21 protein-coding genes, 4 tRNA genes and 1 pseudogene are annotated in these 22,977 nt (G+C 59.6%); 15 read left to right on the plus strand and 11 right to left on the minus strand.

Features of this window, described 5'->3' with window-relative positions; genetic code table 11:
- Positions 1-81 precede the first annotated feature (81 nt).
- Entirely contained in the window at positions 82-651 is a 570-nt protein-coding gene (locus CE491_RS23945; protein ID WP_017125860.1) for an elongation factor P, read from the plus strand.
- A gap of 332 nt (positions 652-983) precedes the next feature.
- Here the strand turns inward: CE491_RS23945 and CE491_RS23950 are convergent, their stop codons facing one another.
- From CE491_RS23950 to CE491_RS23960, 3 genes are all read right to left on the minus strand, one after another.
- The gene (locus tag CE491_RS23950) at positions 984-2,003 is read right to left on the minus strand and encodes an alpha/beta hydrolase (protein WP_110950805.1); all 1,020 of its coding nucleotides are present in this window, start codon (positions 2,001-2,003) and stop codon (positions 984-986) included.
- Between the two features lie 59 nt (positions 2,004-2,062).
- Positions 2,063-2,482 carry an organic hydroperoxide resistance protein gene (locus CE491_RS23955; protein ID WP_110950806.1) on the minus strand — a complete coding sequence of 140 codons (420 nt, stop codon included), beginning with the start codon at positions 2,480-2,482 and terminating at the stop codon, positions 2,063-2,065.
- Between the two features lie 376 nt (positions 2,483-2,858).
- Positions 2,859-3,332: a MarR family winged helix-turn-helix transcriptional regulator gene (locus CE491_RS23960; protein ID WP_110950807.1), complete on the minus strand. Its 474-nt coding sequence runs from the start codon at positions 3,330-3,332 to the stop codon at positions 2,859-2,861.
- Between the two features lie 259 nt (positions 3,333-3,591).
- On the opposite strand from CE491_RS23960, the gene CE491_RS23965 reads away from it, so the two are divergent.
- Entirely contained in the window at positions 3,592-4,323 is a 732-nt protein-coding gene (locus tag CE491_RS23965) for a sulfite exporter TauE/SafE family protein (RefSeq protein ID WP_110950886.1), read from the plus strand.
- 6 nt (positions 4,324-4,329) lie between these two features.
- Here the strand turns inward: CE491_RS23965 and CE491_RS23970 are convergent, their stop codons facing one another.
- On the minus strand, positions 4,330-5,184 hold the full coding sequence (locus tag CE491_RS23970; RefSeq protein ID WP_199885237.1) for a LysR substrate-binding domain-containing protein: 855 nt from the start codon (positions 5,182-5,184) through the stop codon (positions 4,330-4,332).
- 97 nt (positions 5,185-5,281) lie between these two features.
- On the opposite strand from CE491_RS23970, the gene CE491_RS23975 reads away from it, so the two are divergent.
- Both CE491_RS23975 and CE491_RS23980 read left to right on the plus strand, forming a co-directional pair.
- Positions 5,282-5,515: a DUF1127 domain-containing protein gene (locus CE491_RS23975; protein WP_110950887.1), complete on the plus strand. Its 234-nt coding sequence runs from the start codon at positions 5,282-5,284 to the stop codon at positions 5,513-5,515.
- Between the two features lie 128 nt (positions 5,516-5,643).
- On the plus strand, positions 5,644-6,891 hold the full coding sequence (locus CE491_RS23980) for a winged helix-turn-helix domain-containing protein (protein ID WP_110950809.1): 1,248 nt from the start codon (positions 5,644-5,646) through the stop codon (positions 6,889-6,891).
- Between the two features lie 125 nt (positions 6,892-7,016).
- Here CE491_RS23980 and CE491_RS23985 read toward each other — a convergent pair whose 3' ends face one another.
- A complete protein-coding gene (locus CE491_RS23985; RefSeq protein ID WP_110950810.1) occupies positions 7,017-8,363 on the minus strand; it encodes a class II 3-deoxy-7-phosphoheptulonate synthase in 1,347 nt (448 codons plus the stop codon).
- A 123-nt stretch (positions 8,364-8,486) separates the two neighbouring features.
- Here CE491_RS23985 and CE491_RS23990 point away from each other — a divergent pair, with 123 nt between their 5' ends.
- Positions 8,487-9,242, plus strand: coding sequence for a spermidine synthase (locus tag CE491_RS23990; protein ID WP_110950811.1), 756 nt, complete (start codon positions 8,487-8,489; stop codon positions 9,240-9,242).
- Between the two features lie 10 nt (positions 9,243-9,252).
- Here CE491_RS23990 and CE491_RS23995 read toward each other — a convergent pair.
- Positions 9,253-10,043 (minus strand): annotated as a pseudogene (locus CE491_RS23995) (crotonase/enoyl-CoA hydratase family protein).
- Between the two features lie 418 nt (positions 10,044-10,461).
- Here CE491_RS23995 and CE491_RS24000 point away from each other — a divergent pair.
- On the plus strand, positions 10,462-12,138 hold the full coding sequence (locus CE491_RS24000) for a DEAD/DEAH box helicase (RefSeq protein WP_110950812.1): 1,677 nt from the start codon (positions 10,462-10,464) through the stop codon (positions 12,136-12,138).
- A gap of 202 nt (positions 12,139-12,340) precedes the next feature.
- Here CE491_RS24000 and CE491_RS24005 read toward each other — a convergent pair whose 3' ends face one another.
- The gene (locus CE491_RS24005; protein ID WP_110950813.1) at positions 12,341-13,108 is read right to left on the minus strand and encodes a DODA-type extradiol aromatic ring-opening family dioxygenase; all 768 of its coding nucleotides are present in this window, start codon (positions 13,106-13,108) and stop codon (positions 12,341-12,343) included.
- 105 nt (positions 13,109-13,213) lie between these two features.
- On the opposite strand from CE491_RS24005, the gene CE491_RS24010 reads away from it, so the two are divergent.
- Positions 13,214-13,870, plus strand: a complete 657-nt coding sequence (locus tag CE491_RS24010; protein ID WP_110950814.1) for a thiopurine S-methyltransferase — start codon at positions 13,214-13,216, stop codon at positions 13,868-13,870.
- Between the two features lie 120 nt (positions 13,871-13,990).
- On the opposite strand, the gene htpX is transcribed toward CE491_RS24010, so the two are convergent.
- Together htpX and CE491_RS24020 are read right to left on the minus strand one after the other, a co-directional pair.
- Positions 13,991-14,878 (minus strand): protease HtpX, encoded by an 888-nt coding sequence (gene htpX / locus CE491_RS24015; RefSeq protein ID WP_110950815.1) that lies wholly within the window; start codon positions 14,876-14,878, stop codon positions 13,991-13,993.
- Positions 14,879-15,142: 264 nt separating this feature from the next.
- Positions 15,143-16,354: a pyridoxal phosphate-dependent aminotransferase gene (locus tag CE491_RS24020; protein WP_110950816.1), complete on the minus strand. Its 1,212-nt coding sequence runs from the start codon at positions 16,352-16,354 to the stop codon at positions 15,143-15,145.
- Positions 16,355-16,547: 193 nt separating this feature from the next.
- On the opposite strand from CE491_RS24020, the gene msrB reads away from it, so the two are divergent.
- On the plus strand, positions 16,548-16,946 hold the full coding sequence (msrB, locus tag CE491_RS24025) for a peptide-methionine (R)-S-oxide reductase MsrB (RefSeq protein WP_110950817.1): 399 nt from the start codon (positions 16,548-16,550) through the stop codon (positions 16,944-16,946).
- An 86-nt stretch (positions 16,947-17,032) separates the two neighbouring features.
- Entirely contained in the window at positions 17,033-17,518 is a 486-nt protein-coding gene (locus CE491_RS24030; protein WP_110950818.1) for a glutathione peroxidase, read from the plus strand.
- 49 nt (positions 17,519-17,567) lie between these two features.
- On the opposite strand, the gene CE491_RS24035 is transcribed toward CE491_RS24030, so the two are convergent.
- Positions 17,568-19,904, minus strand: coding sequence for a hybrid sensor histidine kinase/response regulator (locus tag CE491_RS24035; protein WP_110950819.1), 2,337 nt, complete (start codon positions 19,902-19,904; stop codon positions 17,568-17,570).
- 101 nt (positions 19,905-20,005) lie between these two features.
- Between CE491_RS24035 and CE491_RS24040 the strand changes: the two genes are divergently transcribed.
- Together CE491_RS24040 and CE491_RS24045 are read left to right on the plus strand one after the other, a co-directional pair.
- Positions 20,006-20,899, plus strand: coding sequence for an ATP-binding protein (locus tag CE491_RS24040; protein ID WP_110950820.1), 894 nt, complete (start codon positions 20,006-20,008; stop codon positions 20,897-20,899).
- Positions 20,896-21,378 (plus strand): GAF domain-containing protein, encoded by a 483-nt coding sequence (locus CE491_RS24045; protein WP_110950821.1) that lies wholly within the window; start codon positions 20,896-20,898, stop codon positions 21,376-21,378. The genes CE491_RS24040 and CE491_RS24045 overlap by 4 nt, the downstream gene beginning before the upstream one ends.
- Positions 21,379-21,424: 46 nt before the next feature.
- Here CE491_RS24045 and CE491_RS24050 read toward each other — a convergent pair whose 3' ends face one another.
- Complete coding sequence (locus tag CE491_RS24050) at positions 21,425-22,198, minus strand: hypothetical protein (protein WP_110950822.1); 774 nt, start codon at positions 22,196-22,198, stop codon at positions 21,425-21,427.
- 264 nt (positions 22,199-22,462) lie between these two features.
- Between CE491_RS24050 and CE491_RS24055 the strand changes: the two genes are divergently transcribed.
- From CE491_RS24055 to CE491_RS24070, 4 genes are all read left to right on the plus strand, one after another.
- Positions 22,463-22,538, plus strand: a tRNA-Glu gene (locus CE491_RS24055).
- A 2-nt stretch (positions 22,539-22,540) separates the two neighbouring features.
- Positions 22,541-22,616, plus strand: a tRNA-Gly gene (locus CE491_RS24060).
- A gap of 115 nt (positions 22,617-22,731) precedes the next feature.
- Positions 22,732-22,807: transfer RNA gene (locus tag CE491_RS24065), tRNA-Glu, on the plus strand.
- 4 nt (positions 22,808-22,811) lie between these two features.
- Positions 22,812-22,887, plus strand: a tRNA-Gly gene (locus CE491_RS24070).
- Positions 22,888-22,977 lie beyond the last annotated feature (90 nt).

The raw sequence follows: 22,977 nt of genomic DNA on the forward strand, positions 1-22,977 counted from the left end.
GCCTTGTATTAAGCCCTGTACGAAAAGTGGCTTTTCGTACAGGGCTTAGAAAGAACTTCAATCCAAATTCGGATACTCGTAATGAAAACTGGTAAAGAGCTTAAACCCGGCACCGTGATCCGTATCGACAACGATCCTTGGCTGGTTCAGAAAGCCGAGTTCACCAAGTCGGGCCGTAACAGCGCGATCATGAAGACCAAGCTGAAAAACCTGCTGACCGGCTACAAGACTGAAACCGTCTACAGCGCCGACGACAAGCTGGACGATGTGATCCTGGACCGTAAGGAAGCCACCCTGTCTTTCATCAGCGGTGACTCCTACACGTTCATGGACACCACTGACTACACCATGTACGAACTGAACGCCGAAGACATCGAAGCCGTTCTGCCTTTCGTCGAAGAAGGCATGACTGACGTCTGCGAAGCCGTTTTCTTCGAAGATCGTCTGGTTTCCGTAGAGCTGCCGACCACCATCGTGCGTCAGGTCGACTACACCGAAGGTTCCGCGCGCGGCGACACTTCGGGCAAAGTCATGAAGCCAGCCAAGCTGAAAAACGGCACCGAGCTGAGCGTTGCTGACTTCATCGAAATCGGCGACATGATCGAGATCGATACCCGTGAAGGCGGTTCCTACAAAGGTCGTGCTAAGTAAGCACTGCTTTTGTAACCCCGGATACGAAAAAGCCCGACCATTGAGTCGGGCTTTTTCGTGCTTGAACAGACTAAAACACGTTCATTGTAGGCCGGCTTGCCGGCGAAAGCGGTGGGTCATCCCCCTCAATGCCGTCTGATCCACCGCGTACGCTGTCGTCGTAACCTGTGACGTCTCCTGCAGGTTCTGCGATGGATTGAAGGCGGCAGCGATCTTGAGTGCGTCACCGCCGGCAAGCCAGACTGCCGCAGAGCAGGCAGTTCCCGTAGGAGCGCGCTTGCCTGCGATGAAGTCGGAGGGATCGACAAAGAGCCATCCGACGTATCCGGTGCTTACTTCAAGTGAGCCTTCAGTTCCTGCGACGCCTGCAGCATTGCCGAGCGCACTTCCGGCACTTGGCTGACCACGTTCAGCAGCCCATAGTCGTGAATCATGCCGTTGTAACGAACCGCGGTCACCGGCACTCCCGCCTGATCCAGCTTGCGGGCGTAGGCTTCGCCTTCGTCGCGCAGCACGTCGGCACCGGCAGTCTGCACCAGCGCCGGGGGCAGGCCCTTCAACTGATCGGTGGTAGCACGCAGCGGCGAGGCGTAGATTTCGGCGCGTTGCTTCGGATCGGTGGTGTAGTTGTCCCAGAACCACTTCATCATGTTGCGGGTGAGGAAGTGACCCTCGGCGAACTGGTCATAAGAGCCGGTATCGAAGTTGGCGTCGGTCACAGGCCACAGCAGCACCTGGTAGCGAATCGCCGGAGTGCCTTTGTCTTTGGCCATCAGGCTGACAACCGCCGCCATGTTGCCGCCGACGCTGTTACCCGCCACCGCCAGGCGCTTGCCATCGACGTTGATTTGCTTGCCGTGTTCAGCCACCCATTTGGTCGCCGCATAGGCCTGGTTGATCGCCGTCGGGTAGTGCGCTTCAGGTGAAGGGGTGTAGTTGACGAACACCGCCACCGCACCGGACCCCTCTACCAGATCGCGCACCAGACGCTCGTGGGTCGGGTAATCGCCCAACACCCAGCCGCCGCCGTGGAAGTACATGAACACCGGCAAGGTGCCTTTGACGCCAGCCGGACGCACGATGGTCAAGCTGATGCTCTGGCCGTCGACCGAAATGGTCTTCTGGCTGACATCGGCTTTTGGCAGCGTCAACTTGACCCCCGCCTGAGCGCCGGTCAGCACGGCCCGTGCATCTTTGGGCGACAGCTGCTCGATGGGTTTGCCGGTGCCGGCGTTCAGGGCATCCAGAAACGCTTGAGTGTTGTGCTCTACGCCCGTGTCGGTCGCTGCGAATGCGTTGCCGATGGACAGAGCGAGGAGCGAGCCAGCCAGAATCTTGCCGAATGTGTTCATGTTCTTCTCCTGAGCCTGGGGGCATCAGGTTAGCCCCCTTTGGGTTAGTGGCCTTTGGGCTAGACAGTGACGTGCAGACGTACGTCAACGTTGCCGCGGGTGGCGTTGGAGTAAGGGCAGACCAGGTGAGCCGCGTCGGCCAGCGCTTGCGCATCGGCTTGGTCAAGGCCCGGCAGGCTGATGTTCAGATCGATGTCCAGACCAAAACCGCCAGGGATCTGGCCGATGCCGACATGGGCCGTGATCGAAGCGTCGGCAGGGATGCTGCGCTTGCTTTGGCCGGCGACGAATTTCAGCGCGCCGATGAAGCAGGCCGAGTAGCCGGCTGCGAACAGTTGCTCGGGGTTGGTCGCTTCACCGCCAGCGCCGCCCAGGCCTTTCGGGGTAGCCAGTTTCACGTCGAGAATCTTGTCGCTGGAAACAGCACGGCCATCACGGCCACCGGTTGCGGTTACGACTGCGGTATAGAGAGCTTGCATGATATTTCCTCACTTGATGATGTTGGATGAAGTCGATTTGGCTTTGCGCAAAATGTTTGTGCGCTAAGCAAGTCGGGAAGAATGTACTGCGCTAATATTTAGTGTGCAAGTTAAATTTATGAAAATTCTGGATGCGGGAACCAGCACTACTTCAACTTTTTGATTTGGTTGGATAAAAAATTTTGTAGCTTGAGCCGTTTTCCCTCGAACGCGCGATCCCCTGTAGCGACGCGGATGCCGGCGGAAGCGATTCCAGGGCGCCACCGCGGGTAAGCCGGGTTGCTACAGAACAATGTCGCGTCAGGTGGCGCAAGACGAGTTTCTGAAAAAAGAACGCCAGCAACGAAGGCTGGCATGGGTCGAAGGGAGGAGGGCGTCAGAGGCTGTCGTGCAGATTCCCGCGCAGCCCCAGCAGATCTTTTTGCAACGCTTTTAGCTGCTCGACCGTGATCCCGCTTGCCGCAAGGATGCACTGCGGGATGTCCTGCGCCTTCTTGTGCAGCGCTTTACCTTGCTCGGTGAGGTGCAGCAGCACCACGCGCTCGTCTTCCTTGCTGCGGGTCCGGCTGATCAGGCCCTCGGCTTCCAGGCGCTTGAGCAGCGGGGTCAAGGAACCAGGATCGGTCAGCAAGCGCACGCTGACTTCTCCTACCGTCAGACCATCGCCTTCCCACAACACCAGCATGGCCAGATACTGTGGATAGGTCAGGTTCAACGCCTGAAGCAGGGGCTTGTACACCTTGGTCATCATCAATGACGTGGAATACAGGGCGAAACACAACTGGTTATCCAGCAGCAGGTTTTCGCAACTGCCAGCGCCAGCGGTGGTGGAGCTATCGTCGGCGTTCATGGGAAGGTCCTCGGTGAATCGGATGGATGGCTAATTTAGTGCTCTGATCTTTAATGCACCAGATAATTTCGGTGATCACTGCACAGTTGCTGTCTATCGTCAGTCCACGCGAGCCGCTGAGGTATGAAACACGATTCGTGAATCGACTCATCACGATTCGTTAATGGTATCGACGTTCTGCGGATTTCCTCGACCCGTCTGACTGCGTAGCATGCGCGCAGGATCGAATAGAGGACCGGGTGTGATCGTTGATGTCGTGATGTATCTGCTGCTTGGCGCGGCCATGGGCACCCTGGGCGGGCTGTTCGGAATTGGTGGCGGCCTGGTAGCGATTCCTGCTCTGGGGGTGCTGTTCGGCCTGGATCAACAGCTGGCTCAGGGCACGGCGCTGCTGATGGTGTTGCCCAACGTGCTGCTGGCGTTATGGCGCTACAACCAGCGCAACCGGATTTCCGTACGCAACGCGATGATGCTGATCGTGCCGAGCTTCACGGTCTCGTGGCTGACATCGTTGTGGGCAGTGCGAATCGAGGCCCAAAGCATGCGCATCGGTTTCGTCGGCTTCCTCATCGTGCTAACGCTGTTCAACCTGATCCAGATGTACTGGCGCAAAGGCAACGCCGGCGCCGAGTTGCGCCACGGCAAATGGCTATGGGTGCTGGGCCTGGGTTCCGGTGTTACGGCGGGTATGTTCGGCGTGGGCGGTGGGGTGATCGCGACGCCGATTCTGACCGGCATCTTCGGCGCGACCCAGGTGGCTGCCCAAGGCTTGGCATTGGCGTTGGCCGCGCCTGCCACGGTCATCACCATGACAACCTACGCGCTGCACGGCCACGTTGACTGGCTGATGGGCATCCCGCTGGCGATCGGTGGCCTGGCCAGTATCAGTTGGGGCGTGGCGCTGGCCCATAGCATGCCCGAGCGCCTGCTGCGTTCGCTGTTCTGTGTGTTCCTGGTGCTGTGCGCGATCATGCTGTGCTTCAGGATCTGACGAATCCTAGAGCTTGAAACCCTCGGCGATGTGATCGGCCAGACACTCGGTGATCGGCGACGGATTGTTCGGGTTACGCAGCAGGACGATGCTGGCCGAGGGCAGCGATGGCAGCCCTTCAGCTTCACCGAGAACGCGCAAATCCGGGGTAATCAAGCTCTCAAGTTGAGCGGTCACCGCCAGGCCCGCGCTCACCACCGCCATGATCGCCGCCAGACTGGCGCTGGTGTACGCCATTCGATATTCACGACCTGACGCATCCAGTGCATTGCTCGCCCACAACCGGCAGAAACAGTCACTGTTGAACATCGCCAGCGGAATCGGCGTTTGTTCATGCGGGCAGAACCCCAAAGCCTCTGCCCATACGAAGCGCTCTTGACGCAGGATCTGTCCGATTTCCTTGCCCGGCTCGCGTGTGACGATGCTCAGATCCAGGTCCTGACGTTGCAGCAGTTGCGCCGATGACTCGCAATGCACCTCTATCTGAATCAACGGATAGGCTTGGGCGAAACGCGAGAGGATGCCCGGCAGAAAGCGCATGACGTAATCGTCCGGTGTGCCGATCTTCACTGTGCCGATCATGTGCGGCTGGCGCAGAGTGTTGAACACCTCGCTGTGCAGTTTGAGGATGCGCCGGGCGTAACCCAGCAGCACCTGGCCCTCGGCAGTCAGGTTCAGCACTCGGCCGTCTTTCTGGAAAAGCGGGCGCTGGACCACGTCATCTTCCAGGCGCTTCATCTGCATGCTGACCGCTGATTGGGTGCGGTTCACGACTTCGCCTGCCCTGGTGAAACCGCCCTGATCGGCGATGGCGACGAAAGTGCGCAGCAGTTCGCTGTCAATACTTGGATAGGTGACCATTGCATCAATCTCCCAGATGCAGTGCATCAGAAACATTCGCTGGATTGATCTTAAGGCCGGGCAGAGAATCTAGCCATCCCACTTGGAGGGCAAGATGATGAAAGGTCAAAAAGGCTATGTGCTTGTATTGAAAACCCTGTCCCGCCACTCGGTCGTCGAACGCGGCTGGCGCGCTGTCATCGCGCGTATCGCTCGCTGGCGCAAGGTGTACCGCCAGCGTATAGAACTGGGCAGCCTCAGCGATGATGCGCTCAGGGACATTGGCCTGAGCCGCGCCGATGTCTACCAGGAAACCGAGCGGCCGTTCTGGGACGATCCGATGAAGCACTGAGTGTGAGGTGTCGTAGCTGCAGGGCTTGCGGGCGGTAGCGTCGTTGCACGCACGACAGCCCGCAAGCCGTGCAGCTACACCTGCAGAGTGGGATCAGGTAGTTTTGCGGTTCGACCAGGAGGTCCCGAATGCCCGCAGAACTGCCCATCCAACAAAAAATATCCATCAAACAGGCCCGTCGTCTGACGCTGTCGGCCCAGGGTTTCAATGGTCGTCAGCCGCCTGCGATGATCACTTCCCGACATGTCACGCAACTGATCGAGCGCCTCGGCGTGCTGCAGATCGATTCGGTCAACGCGCTGGTGCGTTCGCACTACCTGCCTTTGTATTCACGCCTGGGCAACTACTCGCAAAAGCTGCTGGATCAGGCCGCGTGGAGTCAGGGGCGGCAACGCAAACTCTTCGAATACTGGGGACATGAGGCGTCGTTGCTGCCGGTCGAATTGTATCCGCTGATGCGCTGGCGCATGCAGCGGGCGTCTCAGGGACAAGGCATCTATCAGGGGATGGCCAAATTCGGTCGTGAACAGCAAACGACGATTGCCCGCGTGTTGCAGGCCGTTCGTGAGCAGGGGGCGCTGGGGGCGGGCACGCTCAATACGCGTCAGGAGCGCGCGGGGCCATGGTGGGACTGGAGCGCGGAAAAGATTGCTCTGGAATGGCTGTTTGCCGCCGGGGAAGTGACAGTCGCCGGGCGCCGGGGCTTCGAGCGGCTGTATGACTTGCCGGAGCGAGTACTGCCGTCCGCCATCATCAATCACCCGGCGTTGAGCGAAGCCGACGCCCAACGCGATCTGCTGTTGCATGCGGTCAAGGCACTGGGCGTCGGCACCGAGAAGGACATTCGCGATTACTTCCGCCAGGACCCGGCGCCGGCCAAGGCAGGGCTGGCAGAACTGTTGGAGCAGGGCGCGATCGAGCGGGTTCAGGTGCAAGGCTGGAAACAGCCCGCGTATGCCCTGCCGCAATTCAAAGTGCCGCGAAAAATCACTGCCAGTGCCTTGTTGTCGCCCTTCGATTCGCTGATCTGGGAGCGGGCGCGCACCGAGCGGTTGTTCGACTTCCACTACCGTCTCGAAATCTATACCCCGGCTCACAAGCGCATTTACGGCTACTACGTGTTGCCGTTTCTGCACCATGAATGCATTGCCGCGCGAATCGACCTGCGGGCCGAACGGGCCGCAGGGCGGCTGGCGGTACATGCCGTGCATGAAGAGGAGCCGAGGTTGGACGAGGAGGGGATGCACGCGCTGGCTGTCAATTTACGGCAGCTGGCGGATTGGCTCGGATTGCCGCAAGTGCTGATCAATTGCCAGCGCGCCAGTGCGGCAAGATTACGACTGGCGTTTGTAAGCCATGGCCTGCATCACCTGTGAACCCGGCGCCACGGCACGGCTCGGCAGTGAACCCGTGGGAGCGCGCTTGCCCGCGATAGGTTGCTACCGCCGGCATTGATAGGTGGCCCGCTGAATTTTTCGCGGGCAAGCGCGCTCCTGCAATTTCAACGCCGCACCTGCTTCAACGTCTCAGCAATCAAAAACGCCAGCTCAAGGGACTGATCGGCGTTCATCCGCGGGTCACAGTGAGTGTGGTAGCGGTCCGACAAGCCGTCTTCGGTAATCGGACGTGCGCCGCCGATGCATTCGGTGACGTTCTGTCCGGTCATCTCGATGTGGATGCCACCCGCGTACGTACCTTCGGCCTGATGCACCTGGAAGAACTGCTTCACCTCGCCAAGAATCTGCGCAAAGTCGCGGGTCTTGTAGCCGCTGCTGGCCTTGATCGTATTGCCATGCATCGGGTCCGAACTCCACAGCACCTTCTTGCCTTCGCGCTCTACCGCACGAATCAGCCCCGGCAAATGATCGCCGACCTTGTTCGCGCCCATCCGCGCGATCAGGTTCAGGCGTCCCGGGTCGTTATCCGGGTTGAGAATGTCGATCAGGCGAATCAGATCGTCGGTGTTCATGCTCGGTCCGACTTTCACGCCGATCGGGTTTTTCACCCCGCGCAAGAATTCGACGTGAGCGCCGTCCAGCTGACGGGTGCGGTCGCCGATCCACAGCATGTGCGCCGAGCAATCGTAGAAATCGTTGGTCAGGCTGTCGCGACGCACGAAGGCTTCTTCGTAGTTGAGCAGCAGGGCTTCGTGGGCGGTGAAGAAACTGGTCTCGCGCAGTTGCGGCGAGGTGTCCATGCCACAGGCGCGCATGAAGGCCAGGGTTTCATCGATGCGGTCGGCAAGCTGGCTGTACTTTTCCGAGAGGGCAGAGCCGGCGATGAAGTCCAGGTTCCACTGGTGCACCTGATGCAGATCGGCAAACCCGCCTTGGGCGAACGCACGCAGCAGGTTCAGGGTCGCGGTGGACTGGTGGTAGGCCTGCAGCAGGCGATCGGGGTCAGGCACGCGGCTTTTCTCATCGAAACCGATACCGTTGACGATGTCGCCACGGTAGGCGGGCAAGGTCACGCCGTCCACGGTTTCGTCATTGGAAGAGCGCGGCTTGGCGAACTGACCGGCCATGCGCCCGACCTTGACCACCGGGCAGCCTGCGGCGAAGGTCATGACGATTGCCATCTGCAGCAACACTTTGAAGGTGTCGCGGATCTTCGCGGCGGAGAATTCGACGAAGCTCTCGGCGCAATCGCCACCTTGCAACAGGAACGCCCGACCCTCGGTCACCTCGGCGAACTGGCGACGCAGTTCGCGCGCTTCACCGGCAAACACCAGCGGCGGATAACCGGCCAGCGTCTGTTCTACCCGCTGTACGTGCGAGGCGTCGGGGTATTGGGGTTGTTGCTGGATAGGCAGACTCCGCCAGCTGTCGGGGCTCCAGGGTTGGCTCATGGTGAACTCTAATTCAGGGCAATCGGACGGCCATGTTAGCAGTTCATTTCGATAATTTGCGTGACCTGCAGGGGCGCCTGGCCGACAATCCGCGCGCCATCAGGATTTATCGAGAGAGCAGTAATGACCGAGGAGCGTGTAGAGCGCGTGCTGGCTGAAGTCCATGATGACTTCGGGATGATCCGCGTACTGGAAGTGGAGGACTACCGCTTCCTGGAGTTCGGCGACGCCATCGAGCAGAGCTGCACGTTCACGGCCGATCCGGCGTGGCTGGAATATGACTACACCCGCGCCATGCTCATCGGCGCACTGTGCCACGCGGCGCCCGAAAGCGCGCTGTTCATGGGGCTCGGCGCCGGTACGCTGACCCAGGCATGCCTGAAATTTCTGCCGCTCGACGACGTCGAAGCCATCGAACTGCGCCCGGACGTGCCGCGTCTGGCCATGGAGTACATGGGCCTGTCAGACGATCCGCGACTCTACATCCGCATCGGCGATGCGTTGGAATTGCTGCCCACAGCGGAAAGCGCCGACCTGATCTTCGTCGACCTTTACACCGACACCGGTCCGGCGGTAGGGCATCTGGCGTGGGGCTTTCTGGAAAAATGCCAGCAGCGCCTGAACCCCGGCGGCTGGCTGATCATCAACCAATGGGCCTCCGACGATGGCAAGCCGCTGGGTGCAGCGTTGCTGCGTGGCCTGTATCACCGGCACTACTGGGAGCTGCCGGTGAAGGAGGGCAACGTGATCCTCATCGTGCCCGCCGATCTGGATCAGACACTGGACATGCAGGCGCTGATCGAGCGCGCTGAAGCCCTCTCGCCGAAACTGGGGTATTCACTGTTGCCGCTGATCAAGGCGGTGCGCCCGGCGACCTGAACGGCGTTGGTCATTGACCCGTGAACTGCGCCGGCCTGCCTTCGATCCAGGCGCGCAGGCCTTCCTTGGCATCCTCGCTGGACATCACTTGCTTCATCTGCGCCGGTAATTGCAACGCCGCCGCATCTTCGCCCTCGCGCACGGCCTGACGTGCCGAGGCAAGCGTGGCCTTGACGCCCAGGGGCGCCCGCTCGGCAATGCGACCCGCCAGATGCAGCGCGCACGGCAGCAGGTCTTCGTAGGCCATGACTTCCTGCACCAGCCCCATGCGCAATGCCTCGTGAGCGTCGAACTCGTCGCCGGTCAGCAGCCAGCGCATCGCGTTGCCCCAGCCGGCGATCTGCTGCATGCGCAACGTCGCCCCGCCAAACGCGAACAAGCCGCGCTGGACTTCGATCTGCGAAAAGCGTGCGTTGCTCGCGCACAGGTTGATGTCGGCCGCCAGCATCAGTTCGATGCCCAGCGTCAGGCAGTAGCCCTGCACTGCGACGATCACTGGTTTGGTGACCCGAGGCCCTGCGAAAACGCCCCACGGGTCGTAGCCGCCTTGGGGCAGTTGCCAGCCGTTGACCAGGGTCGAGCCGGTCTCGGCCATGTCCAGGCCGCCGGTGAAATGTCTCCGTGAGCGAACACCACCGCTACCCGGGCCTGTTCGTTGCGCTCGAACTCACCGTACGCAAGGCTCAGTTGATTGAGCATTTCCATGTCGAAAGCGTTGCGCTTGGCCACGCGGTCCAGTCCGATGAGCATGATGGGGCCGCGTTGTTCCCGGCTGACGTGGCCTTTGATCGAAGAGGTCATGTCGATAATCCTGCGTGCTGAGGAGGAGTGGAGGGTGTGGGCTGCCTGACTGATGAAGTGAATCGTTTAAGCTCCCGCCGCCAGTAATACCGGGCTCTTGAAAAATAGACACAGACACAGGTTTGCGCAAAACCTGTGTCAGATGGACGTAAGGTGTTCTTTAACTGAAAAAAATCCTCACTTTTTCCGGCAATTCCGGTATAGTGCGCGCCGGCCTTTCATAGGGCCCTCGTCACGGTATGGGTTTGCGAAGCCTTCTTCGCAAGCTGGTTCCCACACGAACTATCCTTGACGATCCATTCATCAATACGTTTTCGCAAATCCCCGCCGACAAAGCAGCCAGGGTGACTCTAGGGTCTTACACGGCACGCGCAGCTTTGAAGCATGGGTCTTTGCGGATGCACTCAGAGGCAGACCCATGACCCAGGAAACCGGCGGCTTCGCCGCTCTCGACCTTCATCCGAATATTGTTGCAGCCGTTATCGCTACCGGCTACGAAGAGCCTTCGGCCATTCAGCAGCAATCGATCCCGATTATTCTTGCCGGTCACGACATGATCGGTCAGGCGCAGACAGGTACCGGTAAAACCGCGGCCTTCGCACTGCCGATCCTGAGCCGCATCGACCCGGCCAAGCGCGAACCGCAAGCGCTGATCCTCGCGCCGACCCGCGAACTGGCCCTGCAAGTGGCCACTGCCTTCGAAACCTACGCCAAGCAAATGCCGGGCGTGACTGTCGTGGCTGTCTACGGCGGCGCGCCGATGGGCCCGCAGCTCAAAGCCATCCGCAACGGTGCTCAAATCGTCGTCGCTACCCCGGGCCGTCTGTGCGACCACCTGCGTCGTGACGAAAAAGTCCTGGCGACCGTGAACCACCTGGTTCTCGACGAAGCGGACGAAATGCTCAAGCTCGGTTTCATGGACGACCTGGAAGTCATCTTCAAGGCCATGCCGGAAACCCGCCAGACCGTACTCTTCTCGGCCACGCTGCCGCAGTCGATCCGCGCGATTGCCGAGCGTCACCTGAAAGACCCGAAACACGTCAAGATCCAGAGCAAGACCCAGACCGTTACCGCGATCGAGCAGGCTCACCTGCTGGTTCACGCTGACCAGAAGACCTCTGCCGTTCTGAGCCTGCTGGAAGTCGAAGATTTCGACGCCCTGATCATGTTCGTACGTACCAAGCAGGCCACTCTGGACCTGGCAAGCGCCCTGGAAGCCAAGGGCTACAAGGCCGCTGCGCTGAACGGCGACATCGCCCAGAACCAGCGTGAGCGCGTCATCGACTCGCTGAAAGATGGCCGTCTGGACATCGTCGTCGCGACCGACGTCGCTGCCCGTGGTCTGGACGTTCCGCGCATCACTCACGTGTTCAACGTGGACATGCCGTACGACCCTGAGTCCTACGTTCACCGTATCGGCCGTACCGGTCGTGCAGGTCGCGAGGGTCGTGCACTGTTGCTGGTGACTCCACGTGAGCGCCGCATGCTACAAGTGATCGAGCGTGTGACTGGTCAGAAGGTCGCCGAAGTTCGCCTGCCGGACTCCCAAGCCGTTCTCGATGCCCGCATCAAGAAGTTGACCAACAGCCTGGCGCCGCTGGTTGCCGATGCCGAGGCGAGCCATGGCGATCTGCTGGACCGTCTGACTGCCGACATCGGTTGTACTCCGCGTGCGCTGGCTGCTGCGTTGCTGCGTAAAGCGACCAACGGTCAGGCCCTGACCCTGGCTGCCATCGAGAAAGAGCGTCCACTGGTGCCGAACAGCGCGCCGCGTGGTGATCGTACCGATCGTCCATCGGGTGACCGTCCTGATCGTGGTGACCGTGAACGTCGTGCTCCGATGCCGCTGGCGGAAGGCCGCGCTCGTTGCCGTACCGCGCTGGGCGCGCGTGACGGTATCGCTGCCAAGAACCTGCTCGGCGCCATCCTCAACGAAGGTGGTCTGGCTCGCGAAGCGATCGGTCGCATCCAGGTGCGTGACAGCTTCAGCCTCGTCGAGCTGCCGGAAGATGGCCTCGAGCGTCTGCTGGCCAAGCTGAAAGACACCCGCGTTGCCGGCAAGCAGCTGAAACTGCGTCGCTATCGCGAAGACTGATCGGCTGAGCTGATCGTCTGAACAAAAAAATCCCCGACTGGTTCGGGGATTTTTTTTGGGCCGGGGTTTGGTGGCAAGCGCCTATCCTGGTAGCAGTCCGGCTTACCGGCGGTAGTGTCTTCGAACTCCCCATCGCCGCAAGCCGGACTGCTATCAGGATCTAGTCATCCTTAGCGTCGGCACAAATTCAGAAGAAAAGCCCTCAACCAAAGCGGTAAATATCCATCCCCAACGCACCCATGGTGAAGCCCTGGTGCGCCACGCTGAATTTACCCCCGGCGCCGCGCGCGAAATACAGCGGCAACAAGTGCTCGTCAGACGGGTGATTGCGAACCGCATCGGGGGCTTGGCGGCGATAGTCGTGCAGTGCCTCCTCATCGTTGGCTGCGAGTTTCTCCACCATCCAGTCCCGGAATGCCAACGCCCAAGGCTCGATGCTCTCGGGCCCGGCGTGCCAATCCAGCTCGCGCAGATTGTGGGTGATGCTTCCGGAGCCAATGATCAGCACGTCTTCCTCGCGCAAAACGCTCAACGCATGACCCACACGGGTTTGCAGGGCGGGTCCCATGCGTGTCGGTAGGGAAACCTGCACGATCGGAATATCCGCCTGCGGATACATCAACGACAGCGGCACCCAGACCCCGTGGTCGAACGGGCGGCGGGTGTCAATGCGCGCGGACAGGTCGGCGGCGGCCAGCAATTCCATCACGTGTCGGGTCAACTCTGGCTGACCCGGCGCTGGGTATTGCATAGCGAAGAGCTCGGCGGGAAAACCACCAAAGTCATGCCAGGTTTCCGGCTGTGGGTTGCCATTGACCAGCAGCTCGTTACTTTCCCAGTGCGCCGAAACGATCACGATCGCCTTCGGCCGTGGCAGTTCGGCAGCCAGCCGTGCGAAGGCAGGGCCGCTGGCGCCGGGCTCCAGCGCAAGCATGGGTGAGCCATGAGAAATGAACAGGCTAGGGAACATGTCAGGCGTCCTGAGCGTATAAGATAGGGCTCATGATCAGCCAGATCATTGATCTAAATCTAATATAAGTTTTCGTGCCGTTTGATCGAAATATCAGGAGCATTTATGGAGCCGCGATTTTGGCATGAGCGCTGGGCGATCAATCAGATTGGCTTCAATCAGTCAGAAGTGAATCCGTATCTTGTCAAGTTGTGGCCCGAGCTGGCAGTCAAGCCCCGCGAGCGGGTGTTCGTGCCCCTGTGTGGAAAAACCATCGACATGCGCTGGCTCTTGCTCCAGGGCCTTCATGTGGTGGGGGCTGAGCTTTCGGAAATCGCCGTTGCCGCCTGGTTCAGCGAAGGTGGGCTGACGCCCGAGATAGAAGAGCGCGGCCCGTTCAAAGTCTACCGCCATGGAGAGTGCGAGATCTGGTGTGGTGACTTCTTCGCTCTCAAAGCCAGGGACATCGGCGAATGCACCGCGTTTTACGACCGCGCCGCGATGATTGCGATGCCTGCGGAGATGCGTTGGCGGTATGTCGAACAGCTCAATCGCCTGATGGCCGAGGATTCGCGCGGTCTACTTATTACCCTGGATTACGATCAGTCCCAAGTCGCCGGCCCGCCGTTTTCAGTGGATGAAGACGAGGTCCTGCAGCTGCTGTCTCCCCAGTGGCGGCTCAATAGCGTAGGTGAGTGGGATGTGCTGGAAAAGAGCGCCAAGTTCAAGCAGGCCGGCGCTACGCGGTTGATGGAGTATGCGTATCGGATGTTTCGGCGGTAACGCCGATCTCGGAAAGCCGCGCCTGCCCTGTGCGAGCGTTCAGCCTGAGAGATCACTGTTTTTACAGGCAAAAGAAAAGGGCGACTCCTGTCGCCCTTTCTTGTAACTGCCGTTCGGGGATCAACCGCGGCGGCGCAGCGCCTCGATACGGTCTTCCAGCGCCGGGTGGCTCATGAACAGGCCTGCCAGACCGTGCTTCAAGCCGCCGTTGATGCCAAATGCCGTCAGGCTTTCCGGCATCTGCACCGGCACGCCCTGTTCCGAACGCAGGCGCTGCAAGGCGCTGATCATCGCACCAGTACCGGCCAGACGGGCACCCGCGTCGTCGGCGCGGTATTCACGTTTGCGCGAGAACCACATGACGATGGCGCTGGCCAGGAAGCCAAGCACGATTTCGGCAAAGATGGTCGCAATGTAGAACGCGATACCCCGGCCTTCTTCATTCTTGAAAATCACTTTGTCGACGAAGTTGCCGATGATCCGGGCGAAGAACATGACGAAGGTGTTCACCACGCCCTGAACCAGCGCCAGGGTGACCATGTCGCCGTTGGATACGTGGCCGATTTCGTGAGCCAGAACCGCTTTCACCTCATCGGGCGAGAAACGCTCCAGCAGACCCTGACTGACAGCCACCAGGGCGTCGTTCTTGTTCCAGCCGGTGGCGAAGGCGTTGGCTTCGTACGCCGGGAAAATCCCGACTTCCGGCATCTTGATGCCAGCCTCGCGGGACAGTTGTTCCACGGTCTGGAGCAGCCATTGCTCATGACGGGTGCGGGGTTGGGTGATGATCTGGGTCCCGGTGCTCATCTTCGCCATCCACTTGGAGATGAACAGCGAGAACAGCGAGCCGGCGAAACCGAATATGGCGCAGAAAATCAGCAGCTGATTGAGGTTGAGGTCAACCCCGTTGGCCGCCATGAACCCGTTGAAGCCAAACAGGCTCAAGGTGATGCTGGCAATCAGCACGACCGCAAGGTTAGTGGCCAAAAACAGCAAGATGCGCATCATGGTGTGGAATTTCTCCTCGTGAAGAATGTGTAACGTGTTGCGGGGTATATAAGGTGATGTCGGTGGGTATTCAACCGGGCGACTATTTCAAACTGTGTCGCTTTGCGTGGCCTGGGGAATTGTGGACGATTGGGGGGGCGATCAGAGCGGTTGGTGTATGCGGAGTCATCACAACCTGCAGGAGCGCGCTTGCCCGCGATTGCGGTGTGTCAAGACGTCGCTGACAGATCGCAATCGCGGGCAAGCGCTCCTACAGAAGCAACATTACTGCTTGTACGACTTCAGGAAACTGCCGATCCGACCGATCGCCTGTTCCAGATCATCGACTCGCGGCAGGGTCACCACGCGGAAATGGTCCGGCCACGGCCAGTTGAACGCGGTACCCTGCACGATCAGCAGCTTTTCCGAAAGCAGCAGGTCCAGCGCGAATTTCTCGTCATTGTGGATCGGGCAGACTTTCGGGTCGATCCGCGGGAACGCATACAGCGCGCCCATCGGCTTCACGCAACTGACGCCGGGAATGTCATTGAGCAGTTCCCAGGTACGGTTGCGCTGTTCCAGCAGACGGCCGGGCGGGAGGATCAGGTCATTGATGCTCTGGTAGCCACCCAATGCGGTCTGGATTGCATGCTGGCTCGGTACGTTGGCGCACAGGCGCATGTTCGCCAGGATGTCGATGCCTTCGATGTAGCTCTGGGCATTGTGTTTCGGGCCGGAAATGGCGATCCAGCCGGAGCGGAAACCCGCCACGCGATAGGATTTGGACAGACCGTTGAAGGTCAGGCACAGCAGGTCCGGGGCCAGCGAAGCGGTGCAGATGTGCACGGCGTCGTCGTACAGGATCTTGTCGTAGATCTCGTCGGAGAACACCACCAGATTATGCTGGCGAGCGATTTCCAGCATGCCCAGTAGCACTTCTTTGGAGTACACGGCACCGGTCGGGTTGTTCGGGTTGATGATCACCATCGCCTTGGTGTTCGGCGTGATCTTGGCTTTTATGTCGTCCAGATCCGGCCACCAATTGGCCTGCTCATCGCACAGATAATGCACCGGGCTGCCACCGGACAGCGCCACGGCGGCGGTCCACAGCGGGTAATCCGGCGCAGGTACCAGCACTTCATCACCGTTGTTGAGCAACGCCTGCATCGACATCACGATCAGTTCGGAAACACCGTTGCCCAGGTAGATGTCTTCGATGCCGACACCTTCGACCTGCTTCTGCTGGTAGTACTGCATCACCGCCTTGCGCGCGCTGAACAGGCCCTTGGAGTCGCTGTAGCCCTGGGCGGTCGGGAGGTTGCGAATCACGTCTTGCAGGATCTCGTCCGGCGCCTCGAAACCGAACGGCGCCGGGTTGCCGATGTTCAGCTTGAGGATGCGGTGGCCTTCCTCTTCCAGGCGCTTGGCGTGCTTGAGCACGGGCCCGCGAATGTCGTAGCAGACGTTGGCGAGCTTGTTCGATTTGCTGAACTGCATGGTGATTGATCCCGAAAATGGACGATCCGCTATAAATGACGAACGCGAACCGCTGGGCATGACGCCATCAAAATGGATTTGTATGCATTTAAAGCGGGTGACAGACTGACGTTTAACGAAGGCGCAATCATACGTGCCACCCGATCCGTGGAAAAGACACAGTTCGGGCTTTTTCAGTTGTGGAGGTGTACCCGTGGAAAAGCTGGAAAAAACCCTCGAAGAATGGAAGCAGATGCTCGATCCGGAGCAATACAATGTCTGTCGCCTCAAAGCCACCGAAAGGCCCTTCAGCGGCAAATACAACAGCACCAGGACCGATGGCGTCTATCACTGCATCTGCTGCAACGAGGCGCTGTTCGATTCCACCACCAAATTCGATTCAGGCTGCGGCTGGCCGAGTTTCTATGCGCCCATCGAAGGCAGCGCAGTGGTGGAGGTCCGCGACGTCAGCCACGGCATGATTCGCACCGAGGTCGTCTGCGCCAAATGCGATGCACACCTGGGGCACGTCTTCCCCGATGGCCCGCCGCCCACCGGCCTGCGTTACTGCATCAACTCGGTGTGCCTGGACCTGGTTTCCCGCGAAGCCTGATGTCTTGCTATCACTGTGCATGATCGGATGGCGCGCCAATCGACGGCGCGCTAATTTGGCGGTTTGATCCTTCTCGAGGCATCGCCATGAGCGAAAATTTGCTGAACATCCCGGTGCAGACCATCAACGGCGAGCAAAAGACGCTCGCGGACTATGCGGGCAAGGCGGTCCTGGTGGTGAATACTGCCAGCAAGTGTGGCTTCACCCCGCAATACAAGGGGCTCGAAGAGCTGTGGCAGGGCTATAGGGATCGGGGGCTGATGGTGTTGGGCTTTCCGTGTAACCAGTTCGGCAAACAGGAGCCGGGCAATGAAAGTGCGATCTCCGAGTTCTGCGAATTGAACTACGGGGTGAGCTTTCCGTTGTTCAAGAAGATTGATGTCAACGGCAGCGGCGCCCATCCGCTGTTCGTGCAATTGAAGAAACAGGCGCCGGGCTTGCTGGGTTCGGAGCGCATCAAGTGGAACTTCACCAAATTCCTCATCGGCAAGGATGGCAAGCTGGTCAAGCGCTATGCGCCGCTGACCAAGCCAGAGGAATTGAAGTCGGATATCGAAGCGTTGCTCAAGTAAGAGCAGCGGCAGGTTTCGAGCCGCAAGCGGTAAGTCTGTGCGGCGCCGATCAACTTGTCGCCTGCGGCTTATGGCGTGGGGCTGTTGTCCACTGATCCAATAGGCTGATCAGTTCCTCGCGATGAAACGGCTTGGCCAGGTAGTCGTTCATGCCCGCATTCTTGCAGCGCTCACGTTCTTCTGGCATGGCGTTAGCAGTGAGAGCGATGATGGGCAGGTCCGCCCATTTGCCGTTCTGGCGGATCAGGCGGGTGGCCTCATAGCCGTCCATCACCGGCATGTTGCAGTCCATCAACACCAGATCGAAATGGCTGCGTTCCAGTTGCTGCAACGCTTCGCCACCGTGGCTGGTGACCACCACTTCACAACCCAGCTTGCTGAGCATGCCCTTGGCCACCAGCTGGTTCACGGGGTTATCTTCCACCAACAGAATTCGCGCGCGGTGGGCCACAGGTTCCACACTCGCCCGACGTGTACCGTCGCGCGCGGCGTCAATCCGCAAAATACGTTGCAGCGCCTGATGCAGAACGCTGCGTGACAGCGGCCGTGCCTGTTGTTCCAGCGGGGCCAGCATGAGCACCTGTTCGCTGGGCATGAAATTACCGTAGGCGGTCACCAGCAGGATGGGAATGCCCGTGCCAGGGCGGATACCGACCAGGCATTCGGGACAATCGGTGATCAACAGGTCGGGCTGCACCTGCGGCTGCGGATCATTGACTAAAAAATGCCGATAGTCGATGCCCCATTCAGGCAGGAGTCGGCTCAACAGTTCCGTCAGTCCGCTGTCCTTGGCGCTGACCACCACCACGCGGCCCTTGAGCGCAGACCAAACCGGCGCGGGCGTATGGGCGGGCAGCGGCAGGTCGGCGTAGAAACGGCTGCCCACGCTCGCTGTGGACTCGATGTTCAACTGCCCGTTCATGGCCTCGCACAGGTTGTGCGTCAATGTCAGCCCCAGCCCGGTGCCGCCGTACTGGCGGGTGATAGCCGCTTCCGCCTGGGTGAACGGCTGGAAGATTTTCGCCTGGGCCTCCTGGGCGATGCCGATGCCGGTGTCGCAGACCTCTATTCGGACCATTTCGCTCTGCTGGCTCAAGCGAATGTCGACACGTCCTGCCCGGGTGAACTTGAGCGCGTTGGACAGCAGATTGCTGACGATCTGCCGCACCCGTGTCGGGTCGCCCAGTACCAGCGCAGGAAAATGCGGGTCGATCAGGCAGGTCAGTTCGACACTGGGTGCGGCGTTCTGCGACAACAGGTTGGCGGTGTCTTCGATCAAAGTCCCGAGATCGAACGGGATGCGTTCGAGCTCCAGTTGCCCGGCGTCGAATTTCGACAGGTCGAGGATGTCGTTGAGCAGTTCCACCAGCACCTTGCCCGAGTCATGAGCGATGGACAGCTGCTGGCGCTGTTCGGCACTCAGCGGGCCATCCAGCGACAATGCCAGCATGCCCAGCAGCCCGTTGAGCGGCGTGCGGATCTCGTGACTCATGTGCGCCAGGAACGCCGAACGGGCGTGAGCCATGTCCAGCGCGGTGCTGCGGGCGATCTGCAGTTCTTCGTTGGACTGGCTGAGGCGCGTGTTGCTGGCCTTGAGCTCCTGAGTGCGCGCTGAAACCACGTTTTCCAGTTCGTTGAGGTGCTCGGTCAGACGGTTTTCAGCGGCCCGCCGACGGCCGAATTCACTGGCGACGTTATCGAATTGTTGATTGGTGACCTGCACCAGCACACCGATCTCATCGTTCTCGTGGCCAGGCGGGCAGGGCAACGGCGTTTGCGTGGGACTTCGCGAATCACGGCTGGACAACGCCCGAATCACGCCGGTCAGCGGCTTGGTCAGGGTCAGATAAAACAACCCCATGAGAATTCCGGCAAACACCAGACTGCGAGCAAAACCGCTGAGCAGTGTGATCTCCGCGCGCTGCAGGAAGTGGCTGCCAAAGGCGAAGGTATCGACGTCCAGCTGCAGGGTGCCGATGGCTTCGTTGGGCATGTGGTCCAGATGCAGGACGTCCACGAACTGACGGCTTTTGCCGAACAGCGAGTCGCTGAACATGCGATACGGACTTTCGGTCAGCTGCCGTGACACTGCAGCCAGCAATACGTTGTTGTTGTCGATCAGGCGCGCGCTGACCACAGCAGGGGAGTGCAGCAGGCCTGACGTCAGCTCCTGCGCCAGTTCAGCGTCGATGTTGTAGGCGATGCGCGAAGCGGGGTTGTGACTGATTTGCAGCAAAGAGCGAATTTCACGATCGATAGAGGCATCTTCGCTGGCATAATCGATCGCAATTTGCACCAGGCTGAACAGGGTTCCCAAGAGGAAGCCGAGCAGAACGGTCAAACGGGCCTGTTTGTACGACAGGCGGTGGGTGATTCGTATATCCATAGGGCACTTTGTCCATTGGCCACTTGCACGTCTTGTGTCCATCGCGGGCCAAGCATAGCTGAATGCACACAGGCTTTAATCAGTTAAATCAAGGAGAAATCGTGGATTCTCGGTTGAACGCATTTCTGGAACGCGCCGAGTCGGTTCTGGCGCGACTTGAGCCTCTTTTGCCCGCTCTGCGTGAGCCGGTGGATTGGGATAAATCGCTGGCTGCGCGCTGGGTGCGCGAGGGGCGCGTGGGTTATCTGATGCCGCTTGAGGTGACGCTGGACATGCGCTTGTCTGACCTGATCGGTGTCGATCAGCAGCGCTCGCAGCTGGGTCGCAATACTCAGCAGTTCATCGACGGTCTGCCTGCCAACCACGCGTTGCTCTGGGGTTCGCGCGGTACCGGCAAATCATCGCTGGTTCGCGCACTGCTCGCCGAGCATGCCAAGGCCGGTCTGCGACTGATCGAGATCGAGCGCGATCATCTGGGCGATCTGCCACGGGTGGTCGAGCAATTGCAAAAGCTGCCGCAACGCTTCGTGCTGTTCTGCGATGACCTGTCGTTCGAGTCCGGCGAAGGCGATTACCGCGTGTTGAAAAGCGTGCTCGACGGCTCGCTGGAACAGGCCCCGGATAACGTGCTGTTGTACGCCACCTCCAACCGCCGTCACCTGGTGCCGGAAAAGGAAAGCGACAATGCCCACTGGCAACGCGGCGACGACGGCGAGATTCATCCAAGCGAAGCGGTCGAGGACAAGATCGCCTTGTCCGACCGTTTCGGCCTGTGGCTGTCTTTTTATCCATTTACCCAGGAGCACTTCCTGAATGTGGTGGAACACTGGGTCGGCGAGCTGGCGGCCAAAGCCGGGTTGCAGTGGCAGCGTGATCATGAGTTCGACATCCTGGCGATTCGCTGGGCGACCGGGCGCGGCAACCGCAATGGCCGCTGTGCCTATCAGTTCGCTCGTTACTGGGTTGGTTTGAAAATGCTGGAGCAACACCCATGATCGATTTGAAAGCAGCAGGTGAGGGCCTCGATGGCTACCATCTGCTGACCGCGCAGCTTGAATCCTTGTTGGCTGACGAACGCGATTTCATCGCCAATGCGGCGCAGTTTTCGGCGTTTCTTTATACCCAGCTCGACGACCTGAACTGGGCCGGCTTCTACCTCAATCGCAACGAGGAGCTGGTGCTGGGGCCGTTTCAAGGGCAGATCGCCTGCGTACGGATTCCATTCGGCAAGGGCGTCTGCGGGACTGCCGCGCAAAACCGCGAGACCCAGCGCGTGCTGGATGTGCACGAGTTCCCGGGGCACATCGCTTGCGACAGCGCCTCCAACAGCGAACTGGTCGTGCCGTTGGTCAAGGAAGGCCGTTTGATTGGCGTGCTGGATCTGGACAGTCCGAGTCTTGCGCGTTTCAGCGAAGCGGATCAGGCGGGGATCGAGGCGTTGGTGGCGATTTTTCTCAAGGCCACCGATTGCTGAGGTGATGCCCTGATGCCTCATCAGGGCCTGTCTTGAGAAAAAACCATCAATCGTAGATGGCTTTTTTCTTCCATTCGGCGTCGGCTTCGACCACTTTCAGGCCTTCGGTCAACTCGTTGTTGTCCTCTTCGGTCGGGGCGATGGTGTCCAGCACCATGGCATTGGCGCGGGCCAGCTGACGCTCCATCGCCTGCAGATGGGTTTTCCATGGCGCAGGTTCGGCCTGGTTCTTCAGATATTGCACACCGCGTTCAAAAGCCAGGCGCGCCTGACCAGGCTGTTCCTGGTTAAGCGCCTGCTGTCCCAGATTGTTGAAGAATTCGATGTGCAGCAGCACCAGTATGTTGCGGATTTCGCGAATCCAGTGCTTGGCTTCGGCGGTCTGCAGGAATCCGTCGTGGGCTGCGCGGGTCACCTGGCCATGCATCGCCTCCAGCAGAAAGCGCACATCCTTGGCCTTGGCTTCGGTCTGGATAGGGCTGACCGGGTTGTTGACCTTGATGTTGTCTCCTTGGGCAACCAGCGCTTCGAGTTCGGTTTCGCGTTCCTGGACGCTGGGGTTGTTTCTTCTCTCCAGCGCAACCAGACGCTTGATCACGTTCAGCTCAAGGCGCACCAGCAACAGTTTGAGCGCCGGGCTCATCAACTGGCCGGGGAAGGTTTCCGAAAGCTCGCTGCAGCGGCGCAGGCGATCGTTGAGTTCGACCAGCGTGCGAGCGCGCTCCACCTTCCTGGCTTCGGCAACGTGATTCAGATAGCCGATCGCGATCAGGAGTACGATGCCTGCTACAACCAACAGGGTGATAATGAGTGGGGTCACCGTACAAACCTCGATCAGTTAATTTTGCGCCGAGTGTAGTGGCTAAGCACTGGCACGGGAAGGGCGCTGGTCGCGCCACTCTATATAGAAGCGCTTTGGCCTACATCGGTATCGGCCGTCGATCGCTGAAATAGAGGGCGAAGTCATTGATTTGAATAAATTTTCATTGGGGGGTTGACGACCTCTTCAACCATCCATAGAATGCGCGCCACTTGCAGCGTAAAGCACACAGCGAAGCGTGGCAAAGAGTGAATGTTGTAGCGTGTCCCCTTCGTCTAGTGGCCTAGGACACCGCCCTTTCACGGCGGTAACAGGGGTTCGAGTCCCCTAGGGGACGCCAATGCGGGAATAGCTCAGTTGGTAGAGCACGACCTTGCCAAGGTCGGGGTCGCGAGTTCGAGTCTCGTTTCCCGCTCCAATTTTAAGCAGCTTTGCTCAAGGGCTTTGACCTGAAGTGAGGTTGAGTGAAACCAGAAAGCATCTTCGGATGTGCTTCTGGAACTGAAACACAACACCATGGTGTTTCAGGCAGTGTCCCCTTCGTCTAGTGGCCTAGGACACCGCCCTTTCACGGCGGTAACAGGGGTTCGAGTCCCCTAGGGGACGCCATATTGCGGGAATAGCTCAGTTGGTAGAGCACGACCTTGCCAAGGTCGGGGTCGCGAGTTCGAGTCTCGTTTCCCGCTCCAAATTCTCAAAAACGCCGCTCATCAGAGCGGCGTTTTTGTATGCGCGCGTTTTTCATTTTCCCATGCTCCGATCATGTCGTAATCCAGTAA

The sequence above is a fragment of the Pseudomonas bohemica genome, from assembly GCF_002934685.1.
GTDB classification, from domain to species: Bacteria; Pseudomonadota; Gammaproteobacteria; order Pseudomonadales; family Pseudomonadaceae; genus Aquipseudomonas; species Aquipseudomonas bohemica.